The sequence below is a fragment of the Brenneria uluponensis genome, assembly GCF_032395385.1.
Taxonomy (GTDB): domain Bacteria; phylum Pseudomonadota; class Gammaproteobacteria; order Enterobacterales; family Enterobacteriaceae; genus Prodigiosinella; species Prodigiosinella aquatilis.
In genome coordinates, this window is record NZ_CP135917.1 from 2,734,897 (window position 1) to 2,760,260 (window position 25,364).

General features: G+C 50.9%; 23 protein-coding genes and 1 pseudogene. 6 read left to right on the plus strand and 18 right to left on the minus strand.

Annotated elements, in window-relative coordinates; genetic code table 11:
* Position 1 precedes the first annotated feature (1 nt).
* On the minus strand, positions 2 to 8,038 hold the full coding sequence (locus RS889_RS12705) for an LPD38 domain-containing protein (RefSeq protein ID WP_315707523.1): 8,037 nt from the start codon (positions 8,036 to 8,038) through the stop codon (positions 2 to 4).
* Positions 8,039 to 8,129: 91 nt separating this feature from the next.
* Positions 8,130 to 8,681: a hypothetical protein gene (locus tag RS889_RS12710; RefSeq protein ID WP_315707524.1), complete on the minus strand. Its 552-nt coding sequence runs from the start codon at positions 8,679 to 8,681 to the stop codon at positions 8,130 to 8,132.
* Between the two features lie 497 nt (positions 8,682 to 9,178).
* On the opposite strand from RS889_RS12710, the gene RS889_RS12715 reads away from it, so the two are divergent.
* Together RS889_RS12715 and RS889_RS12720 are read left to right on the plus strand one after the other, a co-directional pair.
* The gene (locus tag RS889_RS12715; protein ID WP_315707525.1) at positions 9,179 to 9,505 is read left to right on the plus strand and encodes a hypothetical protein; all 327 of its coding nucleotides are present in this window, start codon (positions 9,179 to 9,181) and stop codon (positions 9,503 to 9,505) included.
* A 57-nt stretch (positions 9,506 to 9,562) separates the two neighbouring features.
* Complete coding sequence (locus RS889_RS12720) at positions 9,563 to 10,249, plus strand: hypothetical protein (RefSeq protein ID WP_315707526.1); 687 nt, start codon at positions 9,563 to 9,565, stop codon at positions 10,247 to 10,249.
* A 118-nt stretch (positions 10,250 to 10,367) separates the two neighbouring features.
* On the opposite strand, the gene RS889_RS12725 is transcribed toward RS889_RS12720, so the two are convergent.
* Positions 10,368 to 10,631 (minus strand): hypothetical protein, encoded by a 264-nt coding sequence (locus RS889_RS12725; protein WP_315707527.1) that lies wholly within the window; start codon positions 10,629 to 10,631, stop codon positions 10,368 to 10,370.
* Positions 10,632 to 10,817: 186 nt separating this feature from the next.
* Here RS889_RS12725 and istA point away from each other — a divergent pair, with 186 nt between their 5' ends.
* The 4 genes from istA (at position 10,818) to RS889_RS12745 (ending at position 14,121) form a co-directional block, all read left to right on the plus strand.
* Entirely contained in the window at positions 10,818 to 11,990 is a 1,173-nt protein-coding gene (istA, locus tag RS889_RS12730) for an IS21 family transposase (protein WP_315707433.1), read from the plus strand.
* Positions 11,990 to 12,787, plus strand: coding sequence for an IS21-like element helper ATPase IstB (gene istB / locus RS889_RS12735; RefSeq protein WP_315707434.1), 798 nt, complete (start codon positions 11,990 to 11,992; stop codon positions 12,785 to 12,787). The genes istA and istB overlap by 1 nt, the downstream gene beginning before the upstream one ends.
* Before the next feature lie 195 nt (positions 12,788 to 12,982).
* Positions 12,983 to 13,564, plus strand: a complete 582-nt coding sequence (locus RS889_RS12740; RefSeq protein WP_315707528.1) for a ComF family protein — start codon at positions 12,983 to 12,985, stop codon at positions 13,562 to 13,564.
* A gap of 2 nt (positions 13,565 to 13,566) precedes the next feature.
* Positions 13,567 to 14,121, plus strand: a complete 555-nt coding sequence (locus RS889_RS12745; RefSeq protein ID WP_315707529.1) for a hypothetical protein — start codon at positions 13,567 to 13,569, stop codon at positions 14,119 to 14,121.
* Positions 14,122 to 14,130: 9 nt separating this feature from the next.
* On the opposite strand, the gene RS889_RS12750 is transcribed toward RS889_RS12745, so the two are convergent.
* The 15 genes and pseudogenes from RS889_RS12750 to RS889_RS12820 form a co-directional block, all read right to left on the minus strand.
* Positions 14,131 to 14,256: a hypothetical protein gene (locus RS889_RS12750; protein ID WP_315707530.1), complete on the minus strand. Its 126-nt coding sequence runs from the start codon at positions 14,254 to 14,256 to the stop codon at positions 14,131 to 14,133.
* A gap of 48 nt (positions 14,257 to 14,304) precedes the next feature.
* Positions 14,305 to 14,748: pseudogene (locus RS889_RS12755) on the minus strand (transposase); the annotation flags it as partial.
* Between the two features lie 91 nt (positions 14,749 to 14,839).
* On the minus strand, positions 14,840 to 16,147 hold the full coding sequence (locus tag RS889_RS12760) for a hypothetical protein (protein WP_315707531.1): 1,308 nt from the start codon (positions 16,145 to 16,147) through the stop codon (positions 14,840 to 14,842).
* A gap of 12 nt (positions 16,148 to 16,159) precedes the next feature.
* Entirely contained in the window at positions 16,160 to 16,420 is a 261-nt protein-coding gene (locus tag RS889_RS12765; protein WP_315707532.1) for a bacteriocin, read from the minus strand.
* Positions 16,420 to 16,803: a hypothetical protein gene (locus RS889_RS12770; RefSeq protein WP_315707533.1), complete on the minus strand. Its 384-nt coding sequence runs from the start codon at positions 16,801 to 16,803 to the stop codon at positions 16,420 to 16,422. Before RS889_RS12770 ends, RS889_RS12765 begins: the two co-directional genes overlap by 1 nt.
* A gap of 9 nt (positions 16,804 to 16,812) precedes the next feature.
* Positions 16,813 to 17,502, minus strand: coding sequence for a hypothetical protein (locus RS889_RS12775; protein WP_315707534.1), 690 nt, complete (start codon positions 17,500 to 17,502; stop codon positions 16,813 to 16,815).
* A gap of 8 nt (positions 17,503 to 17,510) precedes the next feature.
* Positions 17,511 to 17,882: a hypothetical protein gene (locus RS889_RS12780; protein ID WP_315707535.1), complete on the minus strand. Its 372-nt coding sequence runs from the start codon at positions 17,880 to 17,882 to the stop codon at positions 17,511 to 17,513.
* A 9-nt stretch (positions 17,883 to 17,891) separates the two neighbouring features.
* Positions 17,892 to 18,842, minus strand: a complete 951-nt coding sequence (locus RS889_RS12785; protein ID WP_315707536.1) for a hypothetical protein — start codon at positions 18,840 to 18,842, stop codon at positions 17,892 to 17,894.
* Positions 18,839 to 19,996: a phage tail tip fiber protein gene (locus RS889_RS12790; RefSeq protein ID WP_315707537.1), complete on the minus strand. Its 1,158-nt coding sequence runs from the start codon at positions 19,994 to 19,996 to the stop codon at positions 18,839 to 18,841. The genes RS889_RS12785 and RS889_RS12790 overlap by 4 nt, the downstream gene beginning before the upstream one ends.
* Positions 19,993 to 21,618, minus strand: coding sequence for a hypothetical protein (locus RS889_RS12795; protein ID WP_315707538.1), 1,626 nt, complete (start codon positions 21,616 to 21,618; stop codon positions 19,993 to 19,995). Before RS889_RS12795 ends, RS889_RS12790 begins: the two co-directional genes overlap by 4 nt.
* A gap of 127 nt (positions 21,619 to 21,745) precedes the next feature.
* On the minus strand, positions 21,746 to 22,141 hold the full coding sequence (locus RS889_RS12800) for a tail fiber assembly protein (protein WP_315707539.1): 396 nt from the start codon (positions 22,139 to 22,141) through the stop codon (positions 21,746 to 21,748).
* Positions 22,141 to 23,649, minus strand: a complete 1,509-nt coding sequence (locus tag RS889_RS12805; protein ID WP_315707540.1) for a prophage tail fiber N-terminal domain-containing protein — start codon at positions 23,647 to 23,649, stop codon at positions 22,141 to 22,143. The genes RS889_RS12800 and RS889_RS12805 overlap by 1 nt, the downstream gene beginning before the upstream one ends.
* Before the next feature lie 12 nt (positions 23,650 to 23,661).
* A complete protein-coding gene (locus RS889_RS12810) occupies positions 23,662 to 24,294 on the minus strand; it encodes a phage adaptor protein (protein ID WP_315707541.1) in 633 nt (210 codons plus the stop codon).
* On the minus strand, positions 24,294 to 24,872 hold the full coding sequence (locus tag RS889_RS12815) for a hypothetical protein (protein ID WP_315707542.1): 579 nt from the start codon (positions 24,870 to 24,872) through the stop codon (positions 24,294 to 24,296). Before RS889_RS12815 ends, RS889_RS12810 begins: the two co-directional genes overlap by 1 nt.
* Positions 24,872 to 25,309 carry an HWE histidine kinase domain-containing protein gene (locus tag RS889_RS12820; RefSeq protein ID WP_315707543.1) on the minus strand — a complete coding sequence of 146 codons (438 nt, stop codon included), beginning with the start codon at positions 25,307 to 25,309 and terminating at the stop codon, positions 24,872 to 24,874. Before RS889_RS12820 ends, RS889_RS12815 begins: the two co-directional genes overlap by 1 nt.
* Between the last annotated feature and the right edge of the window lie 55 nt (positions 25,310 to 25,364).

The window sequence follows — 25,364 nt, forward strand, 5'->3', positions numbered from 1 at the left end:
ACTACTTATTGAAATAAGGATGTACCCTTTCGACCACCTGCTGAACAATCACATTACGTTGGGCCAGCATCTTATCGATGCGCTCCCGCTTCTGCTCCGCTGTCAGTGATTTATCAATCCTGACCATTTCTATTTGGTCATTCAGTTGACGTACCTGTCGCTGCGTTGCTGTCATTGCCCGGCGCTGAGAAAGTACCGCCCTGTTATTCTGCGCCAGTTGGTTGGCATCCTCAATGCGGCCCTGCTTGCGATAGGCATTAACGGTGCTGTTAATCTGGTTAGCCTGGGCCATCAGCTTGTAGAAGTCATCGGCAAACTGCGACGATTTTGCCGGGTCAGATCCCCGCAGGAACGACTTGATGACCGGCAACTCATCCAACCGCAGAGCGGGAGACTCACCGTGATCCCCCAGATGACGCATGAATATATTCGTTACCCCCATAATGTAAGCGCCCAACGTTCCGGTATAGCCCTGGACAATATGATCCAGCATCTTCGGCGAGAGGTTAGTCGCCCCCCCAATTCCACGCATTAACAGGCTGCTTTGTTGGTTATATCGTGCGCCGGCAATCAAATTGCGGTCAGCCATGTTTTCTATTGGGCTGCCACGGAAGAAGTCATAGTTAACGTAAGCTTCTGCAATCGGCTTCACCACCTGCGGAATCGGATTGAACGCCATGGTTTCAAAAAACTGACGCGCCATAATCTGGCCGAATTTTGCCGCGCTGTCTTGACCATCCAACGCACGAGCAAATCGTTCCGGCAGCGTGCCGAACATAAGCCCTATCTCAAATGGTTTCGGTAACCGGATGTGCTGCCCGACGATCCATGCATGCCAATAGGCATCTTTATCCCAGTCTGGTAATTCCTCATACCGATCATCATTACGATTCATCAACCATAGCGCCAAGGTCGCAGCGGCAATCAGCCCACCACGTTTCAACACTTCGCGTGGGTTATCGTTGATAGCCCGGCCCAGTTTGCTCAATCCCTGTAGACGAGCGTTAAAGAACGGCAGCATATCGCTCAGGTTGATAATGGTATTACTGGCACCGTGCATGCTGAAATCCATTAAGTCACGGGCTTCAAACGCCGCCTGCGCCCGGCTTTTACCCTCCTTGAGCGCAACATCATAGGTAGCGATACGGTTTGCGTTTTCCGCCCCTTCACTGACCTTCTTGTATTTTTCCAACGCCCAGCCGATCTTATCCATGACCTCTTTACCGTTACGAACTATAGAGGAATCGAATTCCCGAATCTGACTATCCGTGTATCCTTTACGGCGCAGAATTTTACGGATATTGACCGCGGTTCCTGCCGGATCATAAACGTTGGAGTATCCACCACCAAAGGTGGCACCCGCAAACATCATGTCCAATAACGTGTCATCCTCACGCATCACTTTTTGCAAGCCATCCCATGAGGAGCGAATCGGTTTGAAGCCATCATTAATCGCCCATGAATGGAGTGAATCGCGGATAAAGTTGCGGATGATAAAATCAGGCATGGAAGTGGTGCCGACAGTGAGCACTTTTTTAGCCTGACGGGCTGCACGCATAAACAATGAGTGGCTGCGCTGCATATCGATCATGGTGAAAGCCCGGTATAAATCAGGGTCATTGACCTGGATCAGATGCTCTTGCCCATTGATATAGACCTTAGCCACACTCTTCCCGATCCGTTGGTAATCCATTTTGTTCGGGTTGTCGATAACCTCCAACATGCCGGTATCGGCCAGGTTAACCACCGACCGTCGCATGGCTTCGTTCTTCATGGAAGCATCAACAGATTTGGCGACATAGTTAAACAGGTTTTCGATGGGATCCTTGATAGTGAGTTCGCTGCCTTTCAGTTTGCGGATCGTACTGCTTTGGTTGGCAATACCGCGCGTTGTCCAGGGACCGTGCGTCTCGCCGTTTTCTGCTTCACGATAATACGGCAGATACCAGGCATCTTCCCACGTTGCCCGGTTTTCGGGATCAATCAGCCCCATATCCTGCTGCAGGTCGATAATGGACTTGATAAAAGCGTCATATTTTTTCTTCTGCTCGGAAAACAGTTTTTCATTGCCACGATCCAGTGACTTCATGTAGGCAATTTCATCAGCCGTGAAGTTGTTCTCTTTCCCTTCTGCCAGCAAGCGCTCTGACCGATGCCCGGCAATCCACTTGAGGAAGTTTTCGCGGTGACTGCCCAAAGCATCAAAGATCCCCATCAAAGCGTCTGCTTTGCCGGTTCCCGGTATTCGCTCGGTGATCCCCTCCTGCTTGTTATAACGCACCAGACCATGTTCCAGTGCCGCGGCAGAAACAGAACCGGCCCCCGCCGCCATGCGTGCTGCTGTATACCCGGAGACGGTAGCCGCTGATTTATCCACCTGATCCTCGGCATACTTCAGCGGTGCCAGGCCGTCAAAAGTTTTGGTATTCAGTTTGCGGAAAGTTTCTTGCCACCACTGCTTAAGCTCTGTCCGATCTTTATCGGCGGCCATTTGATAGAAATCTTTAGCTTTATCAAACCAGCCTTTTTCGACGTTGAAGCCCATTTTACGGGAGGTTTCAGCGTCCATCGCAGGGCTGGCAGAGCGAGAATAGCGCGCCCGATTCTTGCGGATATCGGCGGATGAGAGTATATTTTTACTTGATTCTGCGGGGTCGCTCTCCTTCGGCAATTGAAGCTCCTGTGAGTATCGGCGATTGGCAGAATCCGAACCCTGATAAGAACGCTCCTCCTTGGGCAATTGGAGCCCCTGTGAATGAGGGTTATCAGGGTTTTCTTTTTCTCGGCGATAAAGAATCAGTCCCTCCCTCTCCATTGTTTTAATTTTCTTACCATCCTCCGTGCCATAAACCGATGCGATCTTATTGACTTCAATACGTCGCAGAGCTGCGCTCAGGTGAACAGCCGAAACAACAGGATTTCCTTTCACGTCATTTGCTTCGAGCAGCGCCACCACAGCATTATCCTGAGTGGCCGAACGATATATCGCTATAGGATCGTGCATTAGCTCCGGTAACCGCTCAATGACAGAAATGGGAACATCATGTTTTACACCATTGGTCGACTTACGCACCGTATCGCGGTTGATGTATATATCCAGGTTCGGTGCGCCCAATGCCCGTAACACCGGTGGTGTTCTACCTATTTTGATGGACATATCACCCGACCTTAGCGAGCGCATCGCCTTATCCAGATCGGCACGATACTGCTCGGCCTCTTCCGGCAACGGTTTCAGTGGATCAACATCATCGGCTTTCGAGTACAACGCATCGGTACGCGAGAACGTATCATCAAATTCCCGTGTCCCCGGCTGTTCACCGTCATACATTGCCGTTTTCTTGAAGCGGCCAGAAATGGTATGCAGGATATTACGGACTTCTGCCGGAGTGATGTCGGCATGAGACAACAACCCCACCTTACGCAGCGCGTTGGTTAGCAACGAGACAAAACGATCCCACGCCATACCGAGTTTACCCAGTTCACTACGCTCAGCCATGTGTGCCAAAAACTCGTTGGCTTGCGTCTCTAATGGCTCCTGGCCATAGGATTCTTCTACCTGGTGCCACACGTCCTGAATGACTTTGTTCTTGCTTTCGCGTGTCTGGTGCAACACGCGCATGATACGGTCATATTCCACATCCCCGATCACTGACGCCAGACCATGATGCGCGATGATTTCATGGCGCAGTTTGGCGCGAAGCTCTCGGCCATTGGCAATGTTCTCAGCAATGATGATCGCCCGGCTGAGTTCCGGTTGATAAATCGCATGTACGGTACCGAATTCCTCGGGGATACCGTTAGGCATCATGGCAGCCGCTTCCGCCTGGGTTGCTACCGCTTTCACCTTGATCTTTGCCGCACCATTCAGATGGTGAACAAACATATCCGACGCCAGTTGAACCTCATCCCGCGTCATAGGCTTTGATGGTTTGTCGCCGCTTTTGCTGAAGCTGCCATCATGGATAATATTACCGTCGCCGATGTCGGTACCAGAAACAGAAACGCCCCCAGATTTGGAGGCGTTTTGTCGTGAATAGAAGGCGGTTCCCCGCGTTGTCTCTCGGGTTTTCAACGTTCGGAAAAGAGCATCAAAAGCGTCACGGACGCCGCCATCCAACTCCTGCTGTGTCGGGTAAGCATAAGTTTTCGGGTCGGCGTGCTCATTGGCCTTGCGAATATTCACCAGGTACTCATTACTGATGCCAGCGCGTTCCGCTTTGTCCAGAATGTAACGTTCGAATGCCCGTGCCGCCATTTCCAGATTCGTTGCCCAGTAAGGTTTGCTGCGGGCGCTATCCAGCACTGCCGCCCGCTCAGCCATGCCACTGTTTTTAACAGCCGTCATTGCCCTTTTAAAAGCATCATAAACTTCCGAGCGTACCGGATAAGTAGCCTCTACCCACTTCCCATTCTGAATGACACGATGGCGACGGGATGATGCCGACATAAAACCATCACCGCGTCCTTTATTGTCATAACCGTTTCGATCCGCCTGACCAAAGTAATTATCGAGCGCGTGGAACCACTCATGCGCCAGAGAACCCGCCCCCTTTCCCTTGGTCAAATTGATGACCACTTCACCCGGTTCATAGTGCGCTTTAGCACTATTGCTGCCGCCACGCCCACGCGCACCAAAAGCCAATCCCAGTTCACCATTCAGCGACAGTGCCTTTTCTGGCACGTTTAGCACGTCAGCCATGTCACTCAATGAATCAAATGCATCATTGAGATCAGCATGCCGCCTTACATCTTCAACGTAATTACCAAACTGGACACCACGAAAACCAAACGCATCACTGAACTGTTCGGGCGTCACATCCCCTTTACGACGTTCCGGGCCAGTACGTTTCTGATTTTCAGGATTACGCTGCTCTTCACGGGAGATCTTGCGCAATTTTTCCAGCTTTTCTTCCAGCACTGGTCGGTTATTTTTCAGATAATCTCGGGCCGCCGAGCTACTTTCAAAACCCGACTTTAACGGCAGAACATGAGAACCGCCTTTATATCCAAGGAATAGCTGACCATCGGTTCGGCGGCGGAACACCTCAATTTTCGACGGCTTACCTGATGGTTTTTCTGCTGTGATGTTGATCTGTGGTTCAAGATAGGCTTTCGCGATTGGCAGCAACGCCTCTAGTGTGTCGGCATTGACGCCCGGAATTGCCCTCCCGTTTATCTGACTCAGGCTATATATCGTTTTACCATGGGGGAATGTCTCCCCGTTGTACGTGGTGTAATGCCCCACACTGACACGGTATCTGGCGGCATCTTTCATCTGTTCTGGAGGAAACTGCGAAATAAGTTCTATCGTATCGGCCATCTGTCTCAGGTTTACCCGGCTGCGCATGTTCTTCTGAAAATCGTCAAACGGGACATGGCCCGATAGCAAATCATTGGCCAGTGATTTCATGCTAACGACATTTTCCGCCCAGGTTGCCACATGTGAAGGCCGGGCCGGTTTATTCGGAATATGCGCCCGTAATACGGCCAGTGAGGCAAGGATATGGTTACTCACGCCCGACTCGGCCATTTTGGTGTATTCAGGGTGAGGAAAGGTTTTAGATAATGGCTGCGTCTGCACATCAGAAGGACTGGTTTCCTCCTCCATCGCTTTTGAGAATTGTCCCCAGCGATGTTTTGCCGCCCCATGCAGTTCCTCGCCAAAATCAGTGATCTTGCTCTGGGGTTTTTCTTGGGTCGGTAAGCGAACGGCATAACCACCATCCACCGATTCCACCGTTGCCCCCGGCATTTTTGCCCACTTGGAAAAACGTGCCACACGTTCGCTGGAATAGGGCTGGTTTTCGGTAAACATCTTCAGTTCACCGGGCGGCTGACCTTTCGCATAGGCTTCCGTTTCTGCATCGACAGGGACACCCGCGACCTTGTGGCGGCCATCGGTCAATTGATGAGGTACAGACTCACCGCCCATGGTTTGGGCAAACTCACGAACCTGACGCTGGCTTTTCGTTTCTCCAGCCGTGAACTGTGGCGGCTGGCCCGTTTGCCCTTCGTCAAAGGTGGGTGAACCTGAGAAAATGATGTTTTTATCTTCAATCGCATTAGTCGGCGACGTTTCCCCATCATAAACCCGGCTGGCACGCCCCACGTCATTCCCTGTCTGGGGATTTCGCTCTGCTGGAATAAACTGCTGCCCACGGACTTGCTGACCATGATCAAACTGTGGCCCGCTCCCGACTTGCTGCTCATCCGTTACCGGTGGGTGGATATCCCCCGGCATGGCAATCACGGAGGTTTGCCCCGGCGCAGGAAGTCGCGGTGTGCGTGATGCCCGAATGTGTTCAGCCTGCTGCAAAATAGCCTGTTCTTCCGGCGTGTAACCCTGATCACCCTGCGTTATCTGCTGTTGAATCAACTCGTCAGCGGTCGGTGATGGTTGCTGTTCTGATAAAGCTTGTTGAACTTCGCTATCTTCAGCGAAGCCCTGGATGCGCGGATCTTGTCGGAGATAAGCGGGCGTATCGCGGAATTCATCGATCTGACTTTGCGGCGTACCCGCTACATTTTGCTGTGGCTTATCCGTACCACTGGTTACCGATATCACTGGCCCACCATCACGCCATTCGCCGGTATAACCCGGAGGCGGAGAATCATCGCCCATTTTTACCACCGGAATGGATGAACCGCTCCCTTCCGATGATTCCTGACCTGATGCTTTCCATTCAGGCACATCAACTTGTGGCGTATCACCATTGGCAGGTTGTTGATTACCGGTCGCGTCATCGGTTGCCGCTTCTGTTTCCGTTTGTCGCCCCGTTGTTTTCCCACGCATGCCACCTACCGCACCAATAGCACCGCCCATGCCCGCGCCGACTACTGCATTGTTCAACCCGGTATCAACAACCCCCTTCATCGGATCAATGTTTTGCCCGGCAGTGTCAATCAACTGCTGGTTTTGGGCATAGCGCTGACCTGCTCCTTGGGCAAATTCAGTTGTTCCTTCAGCTACGGCCCCGGCAGCAATTCCTTTCAGGACACTGGCGGCTGCTTTCCGGGTTAACAGTGACAGTAAGGTATGATCACCCAGTGTTGATGCCGCAATATTCACCGCCAGCAGGTGTGGGTCTGCCGTGACGGATGTAGCTGCCCGATCTGCCGTCATGTTGCGTGCCAGCGTCAGTTTTTGCGTGTCATCCAACTGGGCATGCTGAGGATCAGAATCAATGTCCGCGAAAGCCTGCTGGAATGTTTTGCTTTGTGCCAGGTCATTGAATGACAGCGAGTTGACCTCACGGCGCATATCTATTCCGCCCTGCCCCTGTGCAGATCCCGCCATGGTACTGACAAAGGTGGTTTTGCCCGCTACTGCCGCCGCACGGTCTGCCGTCTCTTTTGCAAGTTGTCGTGCTGCTTCTTCCGGCATCTTTTGGCTAAGCCGATTAAACGTGGCACGCTCAGCCATTTCCCTTGCGGCTGATGCTCCCAGTTTGGACATTCCACCCGAAGTTACAATCTGCGCGATGGAGGGGACAGCATTGAGCAACCAGGCATCTTTATCAAACAGACCTTCACCGGCGCGTAACCCGATAATATTGCCATCTTTGTCCCGCTCCGCATTAACAAAGTCCAGCGAGGCCGCTTTCTTCGCACCTTCGCTGTAGGAATCCTTGATTTTCTGTGATGCTGTCCCAGCAAGATTGCCCACGCCCTGAATAATCGCATTGCCTGCCCGCGACAAGGGATTACCTGCATTCTGGCGCATGACCTGCACCATCTGCTCATCAAGTCCCAGCGGGTTAGCGGCGCCCTGTTCAGCCTGTTTGTTATCCAGTATCTGGTTGCCTGCGCGAAATAGTTCCGCACCGGCCGCCACCATATCCAGCGGCGCAGCTACAACGGCTTTCCCAATATCGCCCAGCGTCGCACTGGCTTCTACCGGCTTTTTGTTCCAGTTATCAGGAGAAAAGAACTGGTGATCAAAATCTCTGGATTCACCGGGTTGCTGGATGTTCAGCCCTTGGCGGTTATTGTTATCAACCTGCTGTTCAGGGCGTTGCTGCTGCGGATCGTAGGCCATATGCTGTGCTACTCCAGATTACGGGCAAAAAAAAACCCCGCTGTTTAAAGCGAGGCTGGGTATCTTTGGGGAATTTAGCGCGTATCAGTGTTTATGGAAAGTTCAGAGCAAGGTTAAATGTTGTTTTTGACAACCAGCCTGCAACTTTTATTAGAGGAGTAAGGTCGCCCTCTGCATTTATGCTGGTAGTGTACTCTGCAATGTCGCGGCGCATTGCTTCGACAATCAAATGTTCATCATCGACCTGATCATCAATGCATCTGAAGTTGATGTCACCAATTTCATCGCCATTTACGCGAAAAAAAACAATGCACGGCAGTGCAATCTGATCTGCAACGCCTAGCGCCTGCATGAAATGCAAATTAAATGTGTTTGCGTGCAACTCAGTCGCCGCAGCATGGAGGTAAAAAAGTGTTATATCTTTACCTGTTTCCGCATTGAGTATTTCAAACCCCCGGGCACTTTTCAGAGCACTTCTCACGGGGCCATGGTTCATGTCATAAAAAATAAACGCAAAGGCCCTGGCACGCTTGTCTCTAACATGTTCTTGGCAGATCGTATCAAAAGTCTCAACGAATTGACTGTATCCCAGCCCCGTAGCACGGGCCCCATTGCCTTTTCCGTCTAAAAAGATCGTATACATAAATTTTTCCGCTCATCATCTATAGGCCCTATGATGTCATATATTCTAGTATGTCTCCTGACATTACCCTTTGATGAACTTATTATTTCTTTCACTACTTAGGCGGCATAATGCATTGGCAATGTGAGTATTGCGAACCAAACCGACCTAGTTCCTTAATCGTAGCAACTAACTTCCGCTTTTCGCTGTGAGTTCAACGGGCCGCTCCGTGCCAGAAGCGGAAGTAGCTAATAACAGTCTGTGTTGCTCAAAGGGGAGCAGGTTAACATTCGCAATTCGATCTCAGCCGCAGCCCCGAAACGGCAATTGCGGCGTTTCGGCGGCCTTGAGTCTGGCAGCGGCATGGGCATTAAATCTGGTGGGATACTTTCGATTAAAGCATCTCAAGTTAGTGTCGATAAGGGATAGGACAACAATTTGAACATCAAATATCCGTATCAAAAGATGCATTTTTTTATGTCCGTGTTAGACTGACGAAAAGAAATAGGAGGTGCGAAATGACTACATTACGCCGTATGCCAGCCCTCAGCCCGGAAGAAATCCGCAAAATTTCTGAAAAAGCCGTGGCGAATGTCGCTGCGCAGAAAATCGTTACGACTAACTCAAAAATGCCATCGGTACACAGTCCTGATGGTGGGGCGCTGTTACGCAAAGTGAACGCGCGAGCTTATCGCTGCACGAAAGATGCGGCTCCGTTAAATGCAGCGGCATCAGGCTTAGTTGAACGCGCTCGCGCGTTGGCTGGCTCTGTATTATCACAGAGCAGCGGGCGTCAATATATGCAGGATTCATTTAATCAGGTACGCAAAACCAAAAAAGCGTAACTCCGGTTTATCGACAAAAGCCCCTGACGAGGGGCTTTTTTTTGTTTTTGGTGAACTATGGCTCAGCAATCTAAAAAGTGGGTTTTTACCGAACTGGTAAAAGACCCCAATAACATCGAACAACTCATTTCATATGCAATTTATAAAGGGTTCAAGGACGAATTTGCCCGGAATGCCCGTGCTGCTGAAAAAACAGAACCAGAAATAGAAACGGAGCTGATGGCATATCACGATCAATGCCTCCAGTCGCCGAGACAGTTAGAGGTTTTCCGAAAGAGCGCTAAGGATACGCTGGATGGGTATATAGCCCGTGTAAATGGCGAATTGGAATTACGTTTGAATACAATATTTGCACAGCAAGAGGCGGACTACCAAAAGCAGATCAAAGCTCTGGAAAAGGACAAAAAGGCGGCTGAAAAAACGGCGTTGAAGCAGCTGCTGGCGGGGGCAGAGAAATATAGCAAACAGGTAACAAAGCCGGTGGGCGCTGTTGAACATATCCAGAAATATTGTAAGGCGTTCCTGAAATTCATGTTTTCGGGCGTCCCAAAACTTTTTGCGACAGCATTCTCAGTGTCATTAATGTTTGCTGTATATGGCTGGGCTAGCGGTGATGGCACATCTGCTGTCCGCATAGGCTTGCAGAAGTGGATAGATATGACGTTTCCGGCAAAAGAAGGGAAAAACGCGCCCAGCGAGGCAACCAATAATGCCCCGCGAAATGGTGCGGGGACAACTGATTAACGGCGGCGGCTCGATTCGGGACAATCTCGAACTTCCGTTTCTCACTCGCGGCGGACTTTCAGCTCAGTTAGCTCGTCCGCCTCGTGCAAAGGGCGGACGTGGCCAACATCATCCTTTGTTAAATAAAGGGGAGCAGGTCAACCGAGCGCGCTGCAGGGCTATAATTGCCGTCGCAATACATTCTTAGCATGGACGAAATCATTAACTTTCGTTTGGCCAGCTGGCTGCACTGCTTCTCATCGGCTGCGACCGTGGCGCAAAAAGTATTCAGTGGCATAACGCTCATGAAAAAGAGCGTGACGCCATAATGCAGGAGTTCATTAAAGAACCCAACCCGCGCGGAACCGAGAACTGCCGCAATGACATCGATGCCTACATACAAGGTGGTCACACCATCAAGAAAAGCAGCCCTAACCAGAAGTGGTAAACGTCCAACAGGCCACCGAGAGAAGTTTTTTACGCACTATTGTTAGCGCCAGTGATATAAGACGGTAATTCACCATTAGTATTGTCCGCTCCACCCTACATGTTGTTTCCTTTAGGTTCTCACACCAGAAAGGACATCAACATGCTGAGCAGAGAGGACTTTTACATGATAAAGCAAATGCGCCAGCAGGGTGCGTACATTGTCGATATTGCGACTCAGGTGGGTTGCTCTGAACGAACTGTCAGACGCTACCTCAAATACCCTGAACCGCCAGCCAGAAAGACTCGCCACAAAATGGTTAAGCTGAAACCGTTTATGGACTACATTGACATGCGCCTGGCCGAGAATGTCTGGAATAGCGAGGTCATCCTCGCGGAAATTAAGGCAATGGGCTATACCGGCGGGCGTTCCATGCTGCGTTACTACATCCAGCCCAAACGTAAAATGCGCCCATCAAAAAGAACGGTTCGCTTCGAAACCCAGCCGGGATATCAGCTCCAGCACGACTGGGGCGAAGTCGAGCTGGAGGTTGCCGGGCTACGGTGTAAAGTTAACTTCGCGGTTAATACGCTGGGGTTCTCCCGACGCTTCCATGTCTTCGCCGCGCCAAAGCAGGATGCTGAACACACCTATGAGTCGCTGGTTCGCGCCTTCCGCTACTTCGATGGCAGTGTGAAAACTGTGCTGGTTGATAACCAGAAGGCAGCGGTGCTGAAAAATAACAACGGAAAAGTGGTGTTCAACTCCGGGTTCCTCTTGCTGGCCGATCACTATGACTTCCTGCCACGGGCCTGCCGCCCACGCAGGGCCAGAACCAAAGGAAAAGTAGAGCGGATGGTGAAGTATCTCAAGGAGAACTTCTTCGTCCGGTACCGCACGTTCGACAGCTTCGCTCATGTTAACCAGCAACTGGAGCAGTGGATGGCGGATGTTGCTGATAAACGGGAGCTTCGCCAGTTCAAAGAAACACCGGAACAGCGCTTCGCGCTGGAACAGGAGCATCTGCAGCCGTTGCCGGATACAGACTTCGATACCAGCTACTTCGACATCCGCCATGTGTCCTGGGACAGTTATATCGAGGTTGGCGGCAATCGTTACAGTGTTCCTGAAACCTTGTGTGGACAGCCGGTCTCAATACGGATCTCACTGGATGATGAGTTGCGGATCTACAGCAATGAGCAACAGGTGGCGTCACACCGACTCTGTTCAGCATCGTCTGGCTGGCAGACTGTGCCGGAACACCACGCCCCGCTCTGGCAGCAGGTCAGCATGGTAGAACATCGCCCACTGAGTGCTTATGAGGAGTTGCTGTGATGCATGAACTTGAAGCGCTGCTGAGTCGCCTGAAAATGGAGCACCTGAGCTATCACGTTGAAAGCCTGCTGGAGCAGGCGGCTAAAAAAGAGCTGAACTACCGGGAGTTCCTGTGCATGGCGCTGCAGCAGGAGTGGAACGGCAGACATCAGCGCGGCATGGAGTCCCGACTGAAGCAGGCGCGTCTGCCATGGGTCAAAACGCTGGAGCAGTTCGACTTCACCTTCCAGCCGGGCATCGATCGTAAGGTTGTCCGGGAGCTGGCCGGTCTGGCGTTCGTGGAGCGCTGCGAGAATGTAATCCTGCTGGGTCCTCCAGGTGTCGGGAAAACCCATCTGGCCGTTGCTCTCGGCGTGAAAGCGGCGGATGCAGGGCATCGGGTACTGTTCATGCCACTGGACAGACTGATCGCGACGCTGATGAAAGCGAAACTGGAAAACCGGCTGGAGCGCCAGTTACAGCAACTGAGTTATGTCCGGGTGCTGATCCTGGATGAAATAGGCTATCTGCCAATGACCAGAGAGGAAGCCGGCCTGTTCTTCCGGCTACTGAACCGTCGATATGAAAAAGCGAGCATCATCCTGACGTCAAATAAAGGCTTCGCAGACTGGGGAGAGATGTTTGGAGATAACGTGCTGGCTACGGCGATCCTGGATCGGCTGCTGCATCACTCAACCACGCTGAATATCAAAGGAGAAAGCTATAGGTTGAAGGAAAAACGTAAAGCTGGAGTGCTGACCAAAAACGCCACGCCAATCAGTGACGATGAAATGGCGGAAAGCGGACAGCATCAGTAAAGAAAGCATCTAGCGGGCATGAAAATGGCAAATAACGGTCAAAGATCGTGGCGTTGACACTATTCCCGGTGTTCTGTAAAAACCGCCAATGAGACCGAACCTTTATCCCAGACGCTTTCATTAAAACCACACTTTAAGAATGTTCTTAATTGGCATATTTTCATTCATATCTTGTAACAAGTGAGGGAAACACCGATGGAAGTGAACATCAAAGACATTGCGGGCAACTGGAATCGTGGTGTGGTACTGGACAAGCACAGCAAGTACAGCGTGGTGATAAGGCAAAACGAGTGGGGCCATAACATTTACGACACTACGCGTACTGAAGTGGGCGAAGCTCTCTTTCAGCTTAAGTACAGGTCTGACTGGAGTCAGGTTTATCCGTTGGCTCAATGCCTTTATGATGAAGCATATCCACTGTTTGAAAAGGTTGGGTTCATCCTTCCTATGGCTGCTTCTAATGTCCGTGCACGACAGCCTGTTACAGAGATTGCTCAGGCACTAGCAAACTTAGCCGGTGTTCCCTGCTCTGACAATCTCCTGTTGAAAGCTCCTGGCGGTGTTTCACTTAAGAATCTGCATACCAAAGAGGAAAAAGTTGAAGCCATTGGGAACAGCTTTTCCGTAAACCCTATTATCACCAGTCAAGGACGATGGAACGTTTTAGTGATTGATGACCTATACCATACGGGAGCATCAATGGAGGCTGCTTGTGCGGCGCTACGCGGCTATAATAAAATCAATAATATTTACGTTGCGGCTCTTACTTGGAGATAACCATGACGACGATTTTCGTTGCTGGCTCTATAACCATCAAAGAACTTGATCCTCTCATCATTGAGCGGTTGAAGAAGATTGTAGACAAAAAGTATCGTGTGGTTGTTGGTGACGCTAACGGCGTGGATTCATCAGTTCAGCGAGCGCTTATGGCGTTGAATTGTGAAACCACCACAGTTTTCAGCAGTTCGCCAAAGCCGCGAAACAACTTAGGTGCGTGGCCCGTGAATGTTGTCAAAACAGATTACAAGCGCGGAACACGTGAGTTTTACACTGCTAAAGATATCCAGATGGCCGAGAAGGCTGATTGTGGTCTGATGGTGTGGGACTGCAAGAGTCCTGGTACGCTTAATAACGTAGTAGAGTTACTTCTGCGAAATAAGTATTCGGTGGTGTTCGTCAACAAAATGCGTGACTTTATTAAAGTTAAAACGCCTGACGATATTGATACGCTGATAAAAATGATGAAAACGACCGATCTGGAAAAGGCAGAAGACAAAATCAGTTTAAGCGGCAAGCTGGCGCGTTTGAAAAACAATCAGATGGCTTTGCTGTAATCATTCACTTCAATTCAGACAAAACCGCCGCCAGGCGGTTTTGTTACGCCCTTTTTCTAGCGTGTGATAAAGTTCACGATAGGCACAACTGTCATTGACCACTTCAGCTAACTGAAGTTCAATGACCATGAGCATTAGCTTACCTAGTTACCGCTCCATCGCGGCAGTGACGCAGCCATATGGCTTTTTTCTCAGGACCAGCAGGGCTGCCGCCTCCGCCAGGGCCTTTTCTTTGCGCGCCAATTCACGCTCCAGCCCTTTGATTTTCTTTTGGGCCTGTTTTTGCGACTGCCGGGTATCGACTTGTGGCGTCTGGAGAAAATCCTGTATCCACTGCGCTATTTGTTCAGGATAAAGCCCTTTGCGACGGCAGTATTCGCTCAGTTCGGCTTCACTGAGTGTCGCGGTTTCAACGATGACGGCAAAACGGGCTTCTGTCGACCAAAGGTCTGTGGTTTTATTGGCTCCGGGCACTGGTTTTCCCTCCAATTTGGCTTGGACCCGCCAATGATAAAGGGTAGCTTCTGATATCCATTCCTGTTGTGCAAGTGCGGTGACGGTCATGTTGTAAGGAGGAAGTAATTTAGCTAATACAGCGGCCTTACGCTCTGGTGAATAACGTTTCATAACAGGCTCCGTTGCCCCATAGAGATTTTCAGTTTGGGGTGTCAACTATCCTGCCAGAGGGGGACCCATTTAAATAATAGGTTATTAGATATTATTGCCCCAACCTCGGACTTGCCTGCTGCATTTCCCTCAGTTGCTGGGCGATCCCGGAATTTGTCTTCTGCGTAGCCAATTTTCTTTCTTCTGCATATTTCGCATCCAGATGATCTTTGGACAGATTGTTGCCAGGGGTATACGCAGCCGCGACCTGTTTTACAAACGCTATTTTATCAGGGTCACCATCTGCCCACTGAGCCAGTACAGGCGTTACACGGTCAGGCACCGCCTTTCCGTATGAGTGAGAAATTTGATCATCCAACTTGTCAAATTGAGCACTGATTGCATCTGCATTCGATGGATCTTTGGCAATCGCTTTGGCCCGTTCTTTTTGAGACGAGATCATGTCTGTGCGATAACCTTTGGCATCTTCTCGTTCCTGCTTAGCGTTCCCATTCACCAGCCGATTCATAAAATCAGCCCGAGCTGGTTGGTTTAACTGTCCCACCATTTGCCCATAACCTCTCAATTCATCCATAAAACGAGACAATGGAATGGGTGCTACCGCATCATTGGGATCAGTTGAACCGTATCGAGTCATGGGCTTCAGGGCTGATGTGCCGTCATTATAATTCACACGTACAGAAGGAATAATTGATTTACCGTCCTCAGAAACGCCCAATGCCCCCAGTTCTTTAGTTTTAATAATTTTCCCTGTTTGTGGATCTTTTTCACCGATATTACGCTGCAAATACGAGGAGAAGACACCGTTTGCAGCCTTCAACACATCCGGGTCATTAATATCTCGTTTACCGGTTAAAACCTCCGGCACCAAGCGATTAATGTTCATCACGTTATTGATCGCGTCTTTGCCATAGAAACGTGTCGGGTGGAGAGGGTTATCAGGAGAAATTCGCTTATAAAGTTCGGGATCAACATTGCCAGTTTTATCCAGGCCATCATAAAAGGCACGGACAACCGGCATTTCATCCTGAAATCGCTGATTGCGTTTGTTCTGCCCCTGTTGATAATTGAATTCAGTCTGGCGCATATTCAACTCTTGCTGACGTAATCCTAGCCCTGCCTTTTGGATGCCCACCTGTTGCTGATCTAACGCATTCCTGAGCGAAAAACGGTAGTCATCCTCTTTATCCCGCTTAGTTTGTCGCTCAAAGTTACGGCTATCCGCCTCTTTACCATAATTGAATTGCTCCTGAGCCAGTCCAAACCGTCGATCTGAATTCTGTTGCTGCTGGCGCAATACCACATCCCTGAGTCCCAGTTCTTTTTCCTGAGTAATCGCATTGTTAGCCATGGAAAACCCTGCGGTAAATCCATCCGCCAGCCCTCGTAAATCCGCCATATATCCCCCAGATTAAAATAAGTTACTCGCCAGCAAACCCACTGCGGCACCGACACCCATACCTACCGGCCCACCCCACGCGCCATACGTTGCGCCAATCGCCGCACCTGCCCCGGCACCCATGCCGGCCATCTGCATTTGCCCTTGCTTTTGCTGGGCTTTCAGTTGTTGGTTAGCCGATTCGCGTTGTTGCTCCAGTTCTGCCGACTGCTGCATGCCTTGCATAGCCTGTTGCCGGGTTTGTGCGGCGATATCCAGTAATCCATAGCCCATTATTGTGTACTCCCGCCGATATCCAGTAGATTGCGCAGTGATGTCGCGCCCCCGGTCAGAATTGAAAGTTGACGATCTGACTCCGCCTCACGAATGCCGTTTTTCGCTCCGGCTGTCGACAGCACCGCTTTCAATCCCAGGCTATTGTCACTGGCGTTATTCGTGGTTGTCGTTCCATAGCGGGCTTGCTGATTTGCTGCCCCTACGGTTGATGTGTTGAGCGCTTGTTGTTGTGTCGCGTCGGCTCTGGCCAGTTGGTTATTCATCAACTGCCCACTGGTTGATAGTTCCATCAACCCCTGCAAACGCGGGTAGTAACGTTGCATCCAGTCGGAATACTGCTGTCGGGTAATGTTGGCAAAAGTATCTGATGCGGCTCCCATAGCACCCCCTTATTGGTAAATACTGTTTCGGAAATTGGTTGAAAGGCCCATCGCACCAGAACCAGCATTTGATGATACGGAACCAAATACACCATTGGTGGCCGGTGTGGTTTGCATCGCAGGTTTTGTCAGGCTGGATAACCCATAATTGCGAACCGCTGCACCGCCCACGGCGCCAGCCAGGCTTTTTAGTGACTGGTTTTTTTCGAGGGCGCTTTGTGCATCTGAAACCGCCTTCTGCTGTGACGCAGCCGCGATGCTCTGATACCCCTGTAATGCCTCCGCTTTTTGTCCAGCCCCCAAAGCCTGAACATCTTGTAACCCGGCGACATACTTGTTTTGCTGCTCGGTCTGAGCCCGATTAGTCGCGTCGATAACCCCGGATGCCTGATCGGTTGCCAAATCACCAAGCGTGCCCTGAAATTTACCGCTGCTGGGATCAACCCCCGCCGCCGTCATCGTATCGGCTGCCTGGCGTCGTGCCTGCCCGAACTCTTGCTGATACCCCAGATTGACATCACCCGCGAGGTTGTCGTATTGGGTGTCATCATTAAGTTGATCGACCTTATCCATGAACAGGTTTTCATAAGGCTTCAGCTCATTCTGATAGAGGCTCCACTGTTGCCGGGCAACATCTGCCGCCGCCACCTGCTGTGATGTTTCCTGAACCTCGGTACTGCCACTGCCACTTTTTCCCATATGTCACCTCATACCGGTATACGAAATTTCATCAAACCAAACTCATCCGGTAGCCGCTCAAACCCCAGCCGCTGTGCCACCCGGATAAACCCTTTCCTGACGGTGTAGAACTCCGCCCAACGTCCGCCAGCCATGCGAGTGAGTTCCTGCACATGAGGCAGATAATGCGTCAATGCATCCTGTCGGGTACTCACACCCAGCCACACCACGACATACGGAATACCGTAGTAATTCCTTGGTCTGAGAACGATCCGGGTATCATCCGTACCAAAGCAAAACGCCCGCTTGTTATGGCAGGCGTTCTGTATATTTTTGATGAGATTGCCGTCACGGGTATCTCGCTCGACACGCCGGACTAACGTCAATAAATCATTTTTCATCAGCAGGGTTCAGAAGTGGAAATAATCAGCGGCATCAATAAAGAGGCTATTTAGTTCAGACATCTGTAAATAGCGGGTTGTTGTGTTCCAACGATACGGGACAGGTAAAATCGCATTACCACTATTCCCTAACGCATACTGGTAGTCTCCTTTCGTCGCCACATTCTGAGGGATAAACATCGGACGAGAGATACCTTCAAACACCGTTGCCCCAACATCCCGAATTCTTCCTATCCGACCGGTACCAACCTGTTTCTGGCCGGAAGCAAATGCCAGCCCACCATTGGCCGCATAGATATTAATCCCCCATGTCCCAGGAACGGGATTCCCTCTTTCGAGAATGACAATTTTGGCTTTCAGTGAATGACCGTGCGTGTAGTTGTCAGTTCCTCTCAAGAACACACGTAGCGCCAGATCGCTGGAATAGGTATGGATGATCGAATAGTTCTGATTATCGATATAGAAAAAACAAACGCTGTTCTGAGCGGTGTAGCGGGAATTAATTTTCACCGGACGCCATCCGGTATAAATATCAACTTCACCAACGAATGACGTATTGTAGATATAGTTATTGTCCGACAAACCTATATATCGATTGTTCCCATAGATATTAAATCCGTAGGAACCATAAGCACCGCCCGCTAACTGCGGAATAAGATAAATGATATAAAACAGGCCGTAAAACCAGACATTACTTCCCCCTGCGTCAATATAAAGTTCAACATGTCCCGATGCATTAATTCTGTAACGCATCTGCTTGGTATAATCAGTAGGCGATGGAAATGGGTCAGAAATATAAACCACCAGGTCATACCCTACAGGAGGCGTGTATTGTGTATCGTAGCGATAAATAACGCCCTGCGGGGTGACACCTGATGCCCCGATAGCAACAAACATCGAGTCTGCCGTAAACTCATACGGAATACCGTCATCTGGCGTGATCATGATGCCATACGTCATAGCCGCCCCACGCGAACGCGTAATACACCATTGTCATCAAGTACATCTAGCCGGTCATTGGATATCTTCATGCCTGTATTATTGGTAGAAGAATTGATCATTAGCTGCCCGGACGCCGATATGCTGACCAGCTGACCAAAGCGGGCATTTCCCAGCGGATCCACAGTAAACCCGCCGCTCTCTATCCGTGCAGTTTTGATGTACGGGGACACAATTTCGATACCGGCCTTCACGCTGTCTGCCACAATTTGCTGCGCGGTCAGAATTTTTATTACCGCGTCTTTGGCAACCAGTTCATCAATAATGACCTTACCATCGCTGTTGATAACAAACGGCGTGGCATACTTTCCTGAATCATCAGGATTATTCGGGTTAAATACGAAAAACTGGCTGGCCGCAATGGCTACCTGGCTGATTACCTTACCCGATGAATCAACACCTGCGACGATCCCTATTCCGGCGGTAACCTCTCCCGCCTGCGCTTTTGTGCTCCACATCGCCTGGTAGGCTGTAGAGCCATGTTCATCAATATTGGAAATTGCCTCGGCGTTTGTTTTGACTGCCACTCCGGCATCCTTCAACCCGGAAGCCAGGTCATCAATTAATGGCGAAGTATTAATCTCGTCATTAATCAGATCAACAATAGCGGCCACATCAGGTTTTGTTTCCGCATAGGTGCCAGCCGCTGAATTGTAGGGGCCAGGAATCCCCAGCGAATTGACATGCCTAATCCAGTAATACCCTTTCCATGCCGGATCAACCGGGTCGCTGTACACACCCGCCGCTGACGAGGCAACCAATACAGCATCCGCCAGATTATCGTCCGGAGAGCGGTAAATTTCCGTCAGTGAACGTCCTCGGTAATTCGGCATGTCCCACTCAAGCAGCACAAACGCAAAACCTCCCGTCACGTTGAAGCCCGTCGGCTTAGGCGGTTTTTGTATTGAGCCTCCGGCATTCCCATTGGTGGCTTCACCGGCCTGAATAAGCGTTACCTGCCCCCCGATGCGTTTCAGGTTCGCCAGTCCCAGCGTCACCAAATCGCCGTAGGTCACCGCCTTATTCTTGCCATCACCGCGCTGCCCGGTCAGTGTTTCAATATTCTCCGTCAGTGCGGCACTGTCTGTCCCGGCCCTGAATTTTGTTTTAGTCATGCAGGCATTTCCTGTAACGATGTCGATAATGTCAGGCGATCAACTTGAGCACTGCCATAAATAGCCACCTGCCATCGACTGCCCCGCACTGGCGATATTTTCGTGTTCGAACTGCGTATGCTGCCCGGTGGCAACTGTAATATGGCCCGGCCATCCACATAAATAATGACGCCGATTGCGGCCAGATCGCTCCCCATCAACCGTAAGCATGAAAAGGCGGTAGACTGCGGAGCCAGAAACAGTTTTGATTTCCACTGAAAGTTAACAGGCGTCTCGGCGGTACCGAATGTGAAAAGCTGCTGGCCTTTGACAATGTACAGTTGATCGCTTTTTTCCTCGTTAAAAGCGGCATCCCATGCACTGGTAAAATAACGGATATCCATATTCACGGGGTCGAAGATAAAACCAGATACCCCCAACTCATCATCAAACAGTGCCACATACTCATTTTCCAGACGCCAGGCGCGGATCGTCGTCGGATTGAATGATTTCCGCCACTGCCGGGCCTCAATAATGGAGGCGGTCGCAATAGCTGCTGAACCATCCGCGCCAATCGATACCAGACCATTAGGCGACGCATACAAGACAAAGCCATCCATCGCCACCATGCTGGCAGCAGATACACACGAAAGGCTACTCTGAGGATGATCCCCCGTGATGTTTGACGGTGTAATACCGCTGAAGATATACGGCTGGGCAGTGGTGCCCACCACCAGTGTGGTGCCAATGGCAGCGATGGACACAATTTCATGCTGTGTGGTCTGTTTGTTTGAATCCTTCCAGGCATAGGGCAGATAGGCTTCACTGAACATGACCTGATTGCCCATAAAACCGGCGGCGATGCCATTACTCATCATACACAATCCGCTCATCCCATCCGGTGGCATAAAGTAGTCATAGGTTTCCAGCGTGGCGCTGAGCTGAGAATCCGTAATATTGTCGATAAACGTCTCAACCGCGATATCCAGCTCGGCTACCAGCAAAAAGTCTGCGGCCTCGCTACTGGTCGCTGAGCGATAAATCCGCCGCTGGGTAATGTTGTGATTCTGCTGCCCCGGAGGTTGTAGTTTCAGCTCAACCGAACTGCCGGTGTAGGTGATCGTCAGCTCTGAGGATGCCGGTCCCGGTGGTCCTTCTTCTCCATACGCGGTGACATAAGTCTCCGTGTAATAGCGTGTCTCATCGTCAGTTGCCGAACTGTCAGTAACACCATCGGGGGGTGTTATTACGCCAATAACGATGGGATTGGCAGGTACCGGGACACCTAACCGGAAATACGCCGCCGGGTAATTCCCTTGACCGGCGGTAGCCATCGGCGCACTGGTCACTTTAGGAAATTCCCCATCCGTGTAATAAACCCGTGTATAGGCATCATTAGCCACCGGACTGCGAATTGCATACACCGTCTTATTCCACGCAAACCAAAAATCATCCCGATAGTGGAAAATGGTTTTAGGCTTAACGGCAAATGACTTGAGCTGATCTTCATCCTCTCGCATCGGCGTAATCACTCCTCGGCGAAAGTTGCAGTTCTGGGCAGAGACTGCCGCCCCGTCAGGCAGCATGTGTTCAACGCTGCGCGGCATTTCTCCACGCATAGAGGTGATATCAATTGCTGGCATTGGATAAAGCCTGAACAGTGATTGGCGGAAATAAAAAAGCCCCGCTGTTTGAAGCGAGGCTGGGTATCTTTGGGAAATCTAGCGCGTAATTACTGTGGACGAAAGTAAAAATTGAACATCGGCAAAGTTACATTACAGGGTGATCTGGCCAAACAATATCGGGTGCATGATTTATATCGATAGATTCAAGATTTTTCATATAGATCCGCCACGCCATTAAGTTGTTCTTGTCGCTATCACTGATGATGCCCAGTAATAAATCGGTTTGCCAGTTAAGGATACGGCCTTGAGCCTCTGTCAACAGAGCTGATTTTTTCTGTTCCGCCGCCGCCACTAATTCATGGGATGTTAGCTCTAATGGTGGCGGTTCATGGAACGCCGCCCCATCATATAGCCAGCCAATGCCTACCGGTACGTCAGCAAGAACCGTAGAGCCGTTTTCCGCTTTCCATTCTGTTTGCCCATCCCACATGACGGTATTGACGACGACGCCATTGTTTACTACAGCATATACGCTGGACATTATGCGTACTCCCAAATAATCAAACAGCCTTGTGTACCAGAACCACCCGGCATTCCTGCCAGCCCGGTGCCTGAACAAGCGCCCCCGCCGCCAGCACCATAGCCTGACCCATCCGCACCGCTGGATAAGTCATCACCTCTTCTATACCGGGGAATGCCACCACGCCCGAGCGGTGAATCGCCACCCCGACCAGAAATGAGAAATGTCCCCATGATGATGCCAGGTGTACTTGCTTCACCATGAACCGTCTCGATAAGCACACCACTGGCGTCAACAACCGGTGCATCAGCAGCAGAGAACTCAGAGGAGCAAACACTATTGGCTGGAAATGAATACGCCCCCTTGCTCATTTTGCCACCGGGGCAACGTAATAGCGTTCCTAGCGCTGTATCTCCGCCCGCCGTACCTTCTCCGACTGTACCCGATGCGGTTGTCCCCGCAACACCACCACTGCCCTTGGCTCCAATCGTGACAGCCACTGGTGCTGACGGAACAGGAAACTTGGCTTTTCCATAGGTTCCAGAAACACCACCGCCTGCAGCAGAGTACAGATTTTCGCTCGGAGATGAAGACCCGCCACCACCAGCCCCACCGCCAACACCGGCAACAATGATGAATGTTGTGCCAGTAGTTGGCGTATAAACACCGGAAGAGGTAAAGATCTGTACGTTCACTAGTCTTCCCGTACCATCACCTAACCCAAGGTGCTGAAGAAAAGCCGCCTTATCGGGAATATCAGCACCGTTCTGGTCTTTGGTCAGCTTCCCCACTAACGCGTTGGTCACAAACGCCGTCGTGGCCAGCGTCTTGCTGTTGTCATTGTTCGCTGCGGTCGGCGCGGTCGGCGTTCCGGTTAATGCCGGGTTTTCCAATGGGGCATATTGCGGATGTGGATCTGGAGCCGTTAAATGGTCGATGAGTTGAGTCGCGGATTGGCTGAGCGAGTTTGCCGCCTGCTCTGCCTTTTGCCTTGCGTCTTCTGCGGCGGCACTAAATTGGCCGGATTGATTAGCAAATGTCTGGGCGTTATTGGCTGATGCGTTTGCGCTTTCAACTGCCTCACTCAGGGTACGGGCATATCCCGCAGCGGCCAGCCTGGCGTCATTAGCCTCTTTTACGGCGGCGGAGGCAATGGCTTCTGATTGTTTGATAACCGCTTGTCGGCTCGTCACATCCGCCAGGATTTCACGAAAATAGACAATCGATGACGGCGTAACGGATTGCTCTATCATTTGCTGACGCAGCAACGCATTAAGCGTGCTGGGCGTAGTTTGATCGTTAACAGATACCGTGCCATATACGCTGTTCTGACCATTCGCTTGCAGGGTTAATGCGTATTCGCCTAACGCTAAATCAATGCGGTATTCACCCTGGCTATTGGTGATAATTGACGCCGAAAAACCATTCAGGACTGCGGCACTGTTAGCAATCGCGGTAAACGTAATTTCAGCGTTGGAGACAGGCTCACCCGCCGGAGTCACTAACACACCGGAGATTAAAACACTCATGAGGTCATTACCTTATTGTTTCTTCTGATCTGCGGCAGTGTCGGTCTGCGTTTTAACCCCGAGTAGATCGACAAAGGTTTGATAGTGCTGGGAGGCCAGTGTGGCGTTATTACCGTTCTCCGCATCCTTACTGAAGGCACGAAACAGGATCCACTCCAACACCGGATTGATATACAGCTCATTTAACGGAAATGCGCGTTCATTACCCGATGACAGATCAGCAATCACCGCTGCGGGCGGTAGCCGGGCCACATTGATTTCAAGTTGCGTCCCGGCTTGCGCACCGGGAAAACACCAGAACCATTGTGGCGTTTGTGCGTCATAGACATAACACTCCACGGCACCGGTCATGGTATGCCAGTCGGGGTAACTGCTATCCAGAACATCGCGGGCAATCGGCTTGACTGCCCTTCCGCCACTCACGCGGATAATATCCAGCAACCGGATAGCTTCTGTCGGTAACTGCTGTCGGGTACCGGGCACGCAGTCGAACACCTCAATCACCGAGCCAGCATCCGGGCGGATGATGATCACCGCATTGATAGCGTCGTTGAAGTAATCCAGCAGTTCCGATTTGGACCACCGTAACCACAGCGAGTCCATCAACTGCGTGTTGGCGCGGCCAATAATGTCGTTAATGGTCATCAGTAGAACTCATGCTTTCTGACTGGGTTACTGAACCCATTGATCGGTGAATTGTCGGCGGCGTCTCGATAGGCACGGCGGCACCCCTCAATGAAAATGGCATGGAAATAGGTGGCCCGTTGCGGATCACTCCACGGCTGATTGAGCATCAGAAATAGCTGTTCCAGCGCACCAGCGGCAATCACATCGGTATAATCATCCGCCAGCACATCAGGCACTTCAGTAGCACCACGCCGGGGCTGAAGCGCAAAGATGATCGTCACCTTCTCCAGCGACCGAAGAAATACCATGTCATTGGCGGTCACTGACGAAAAATCATCACCCGCCGTCAGGAGCCGGGGATCATCCCCCGCCAGCAACACCTGTAAGCGCTTGACGCATTTTACCGGTTGGGCCTCATCACACAGTTGATACACTTGCCCCGGACTCACCACGGGTAATGTCTGGCTGCCACGACAAAACAGCGATTCACGGCAGAATGACATCGAGGCTTCCAGAATCGCCTCCCGCATCATGAGATCCAGCGGGCCGGTAATATGCCGCCGGACAGCGGGGAAAAACACGTCAAGCGTAGCCATTACTCAGCGGCCTTTGCTTTTAGCGCATCACGCACCCGAGCACGGAAATCATCCACCTTTTCCTGTGCGCCTTGCTTCAGATCCAGATCTTCCGACTCCACCAATGTAGCCAGTTGTGTCGAGGTCAGTTTAGCCAGGTCAATATCATCATTCCCAACCTTCACCAAAAAACTATTGGCAGCTGCCAACGCCGCCAGTCGCGCTTGTTCGGTAGCCACCGCTTTTGCCTGTGCTTCAGCGTTTTTGTCTGCGTTCTCCAGTACCGCTTTCATCTCGTCTGAACGAACCCATACCGTGGGAAAATCCAGTAATTGATGTGCGATTGCGGGTTCCACCGCTACAGGTTGGTGACGTGGGAAGATCAAACGGGAACCGGTAATGGTGTCGCGTTTTTTATCTTTGGTGCCGATGTAGGCAATCGAAATGGTTTCAGCCATTGCTTTTCTCCGTAAAAAAACCCGCCAAAGCGGGTTAGCGATGATTCAATGATAA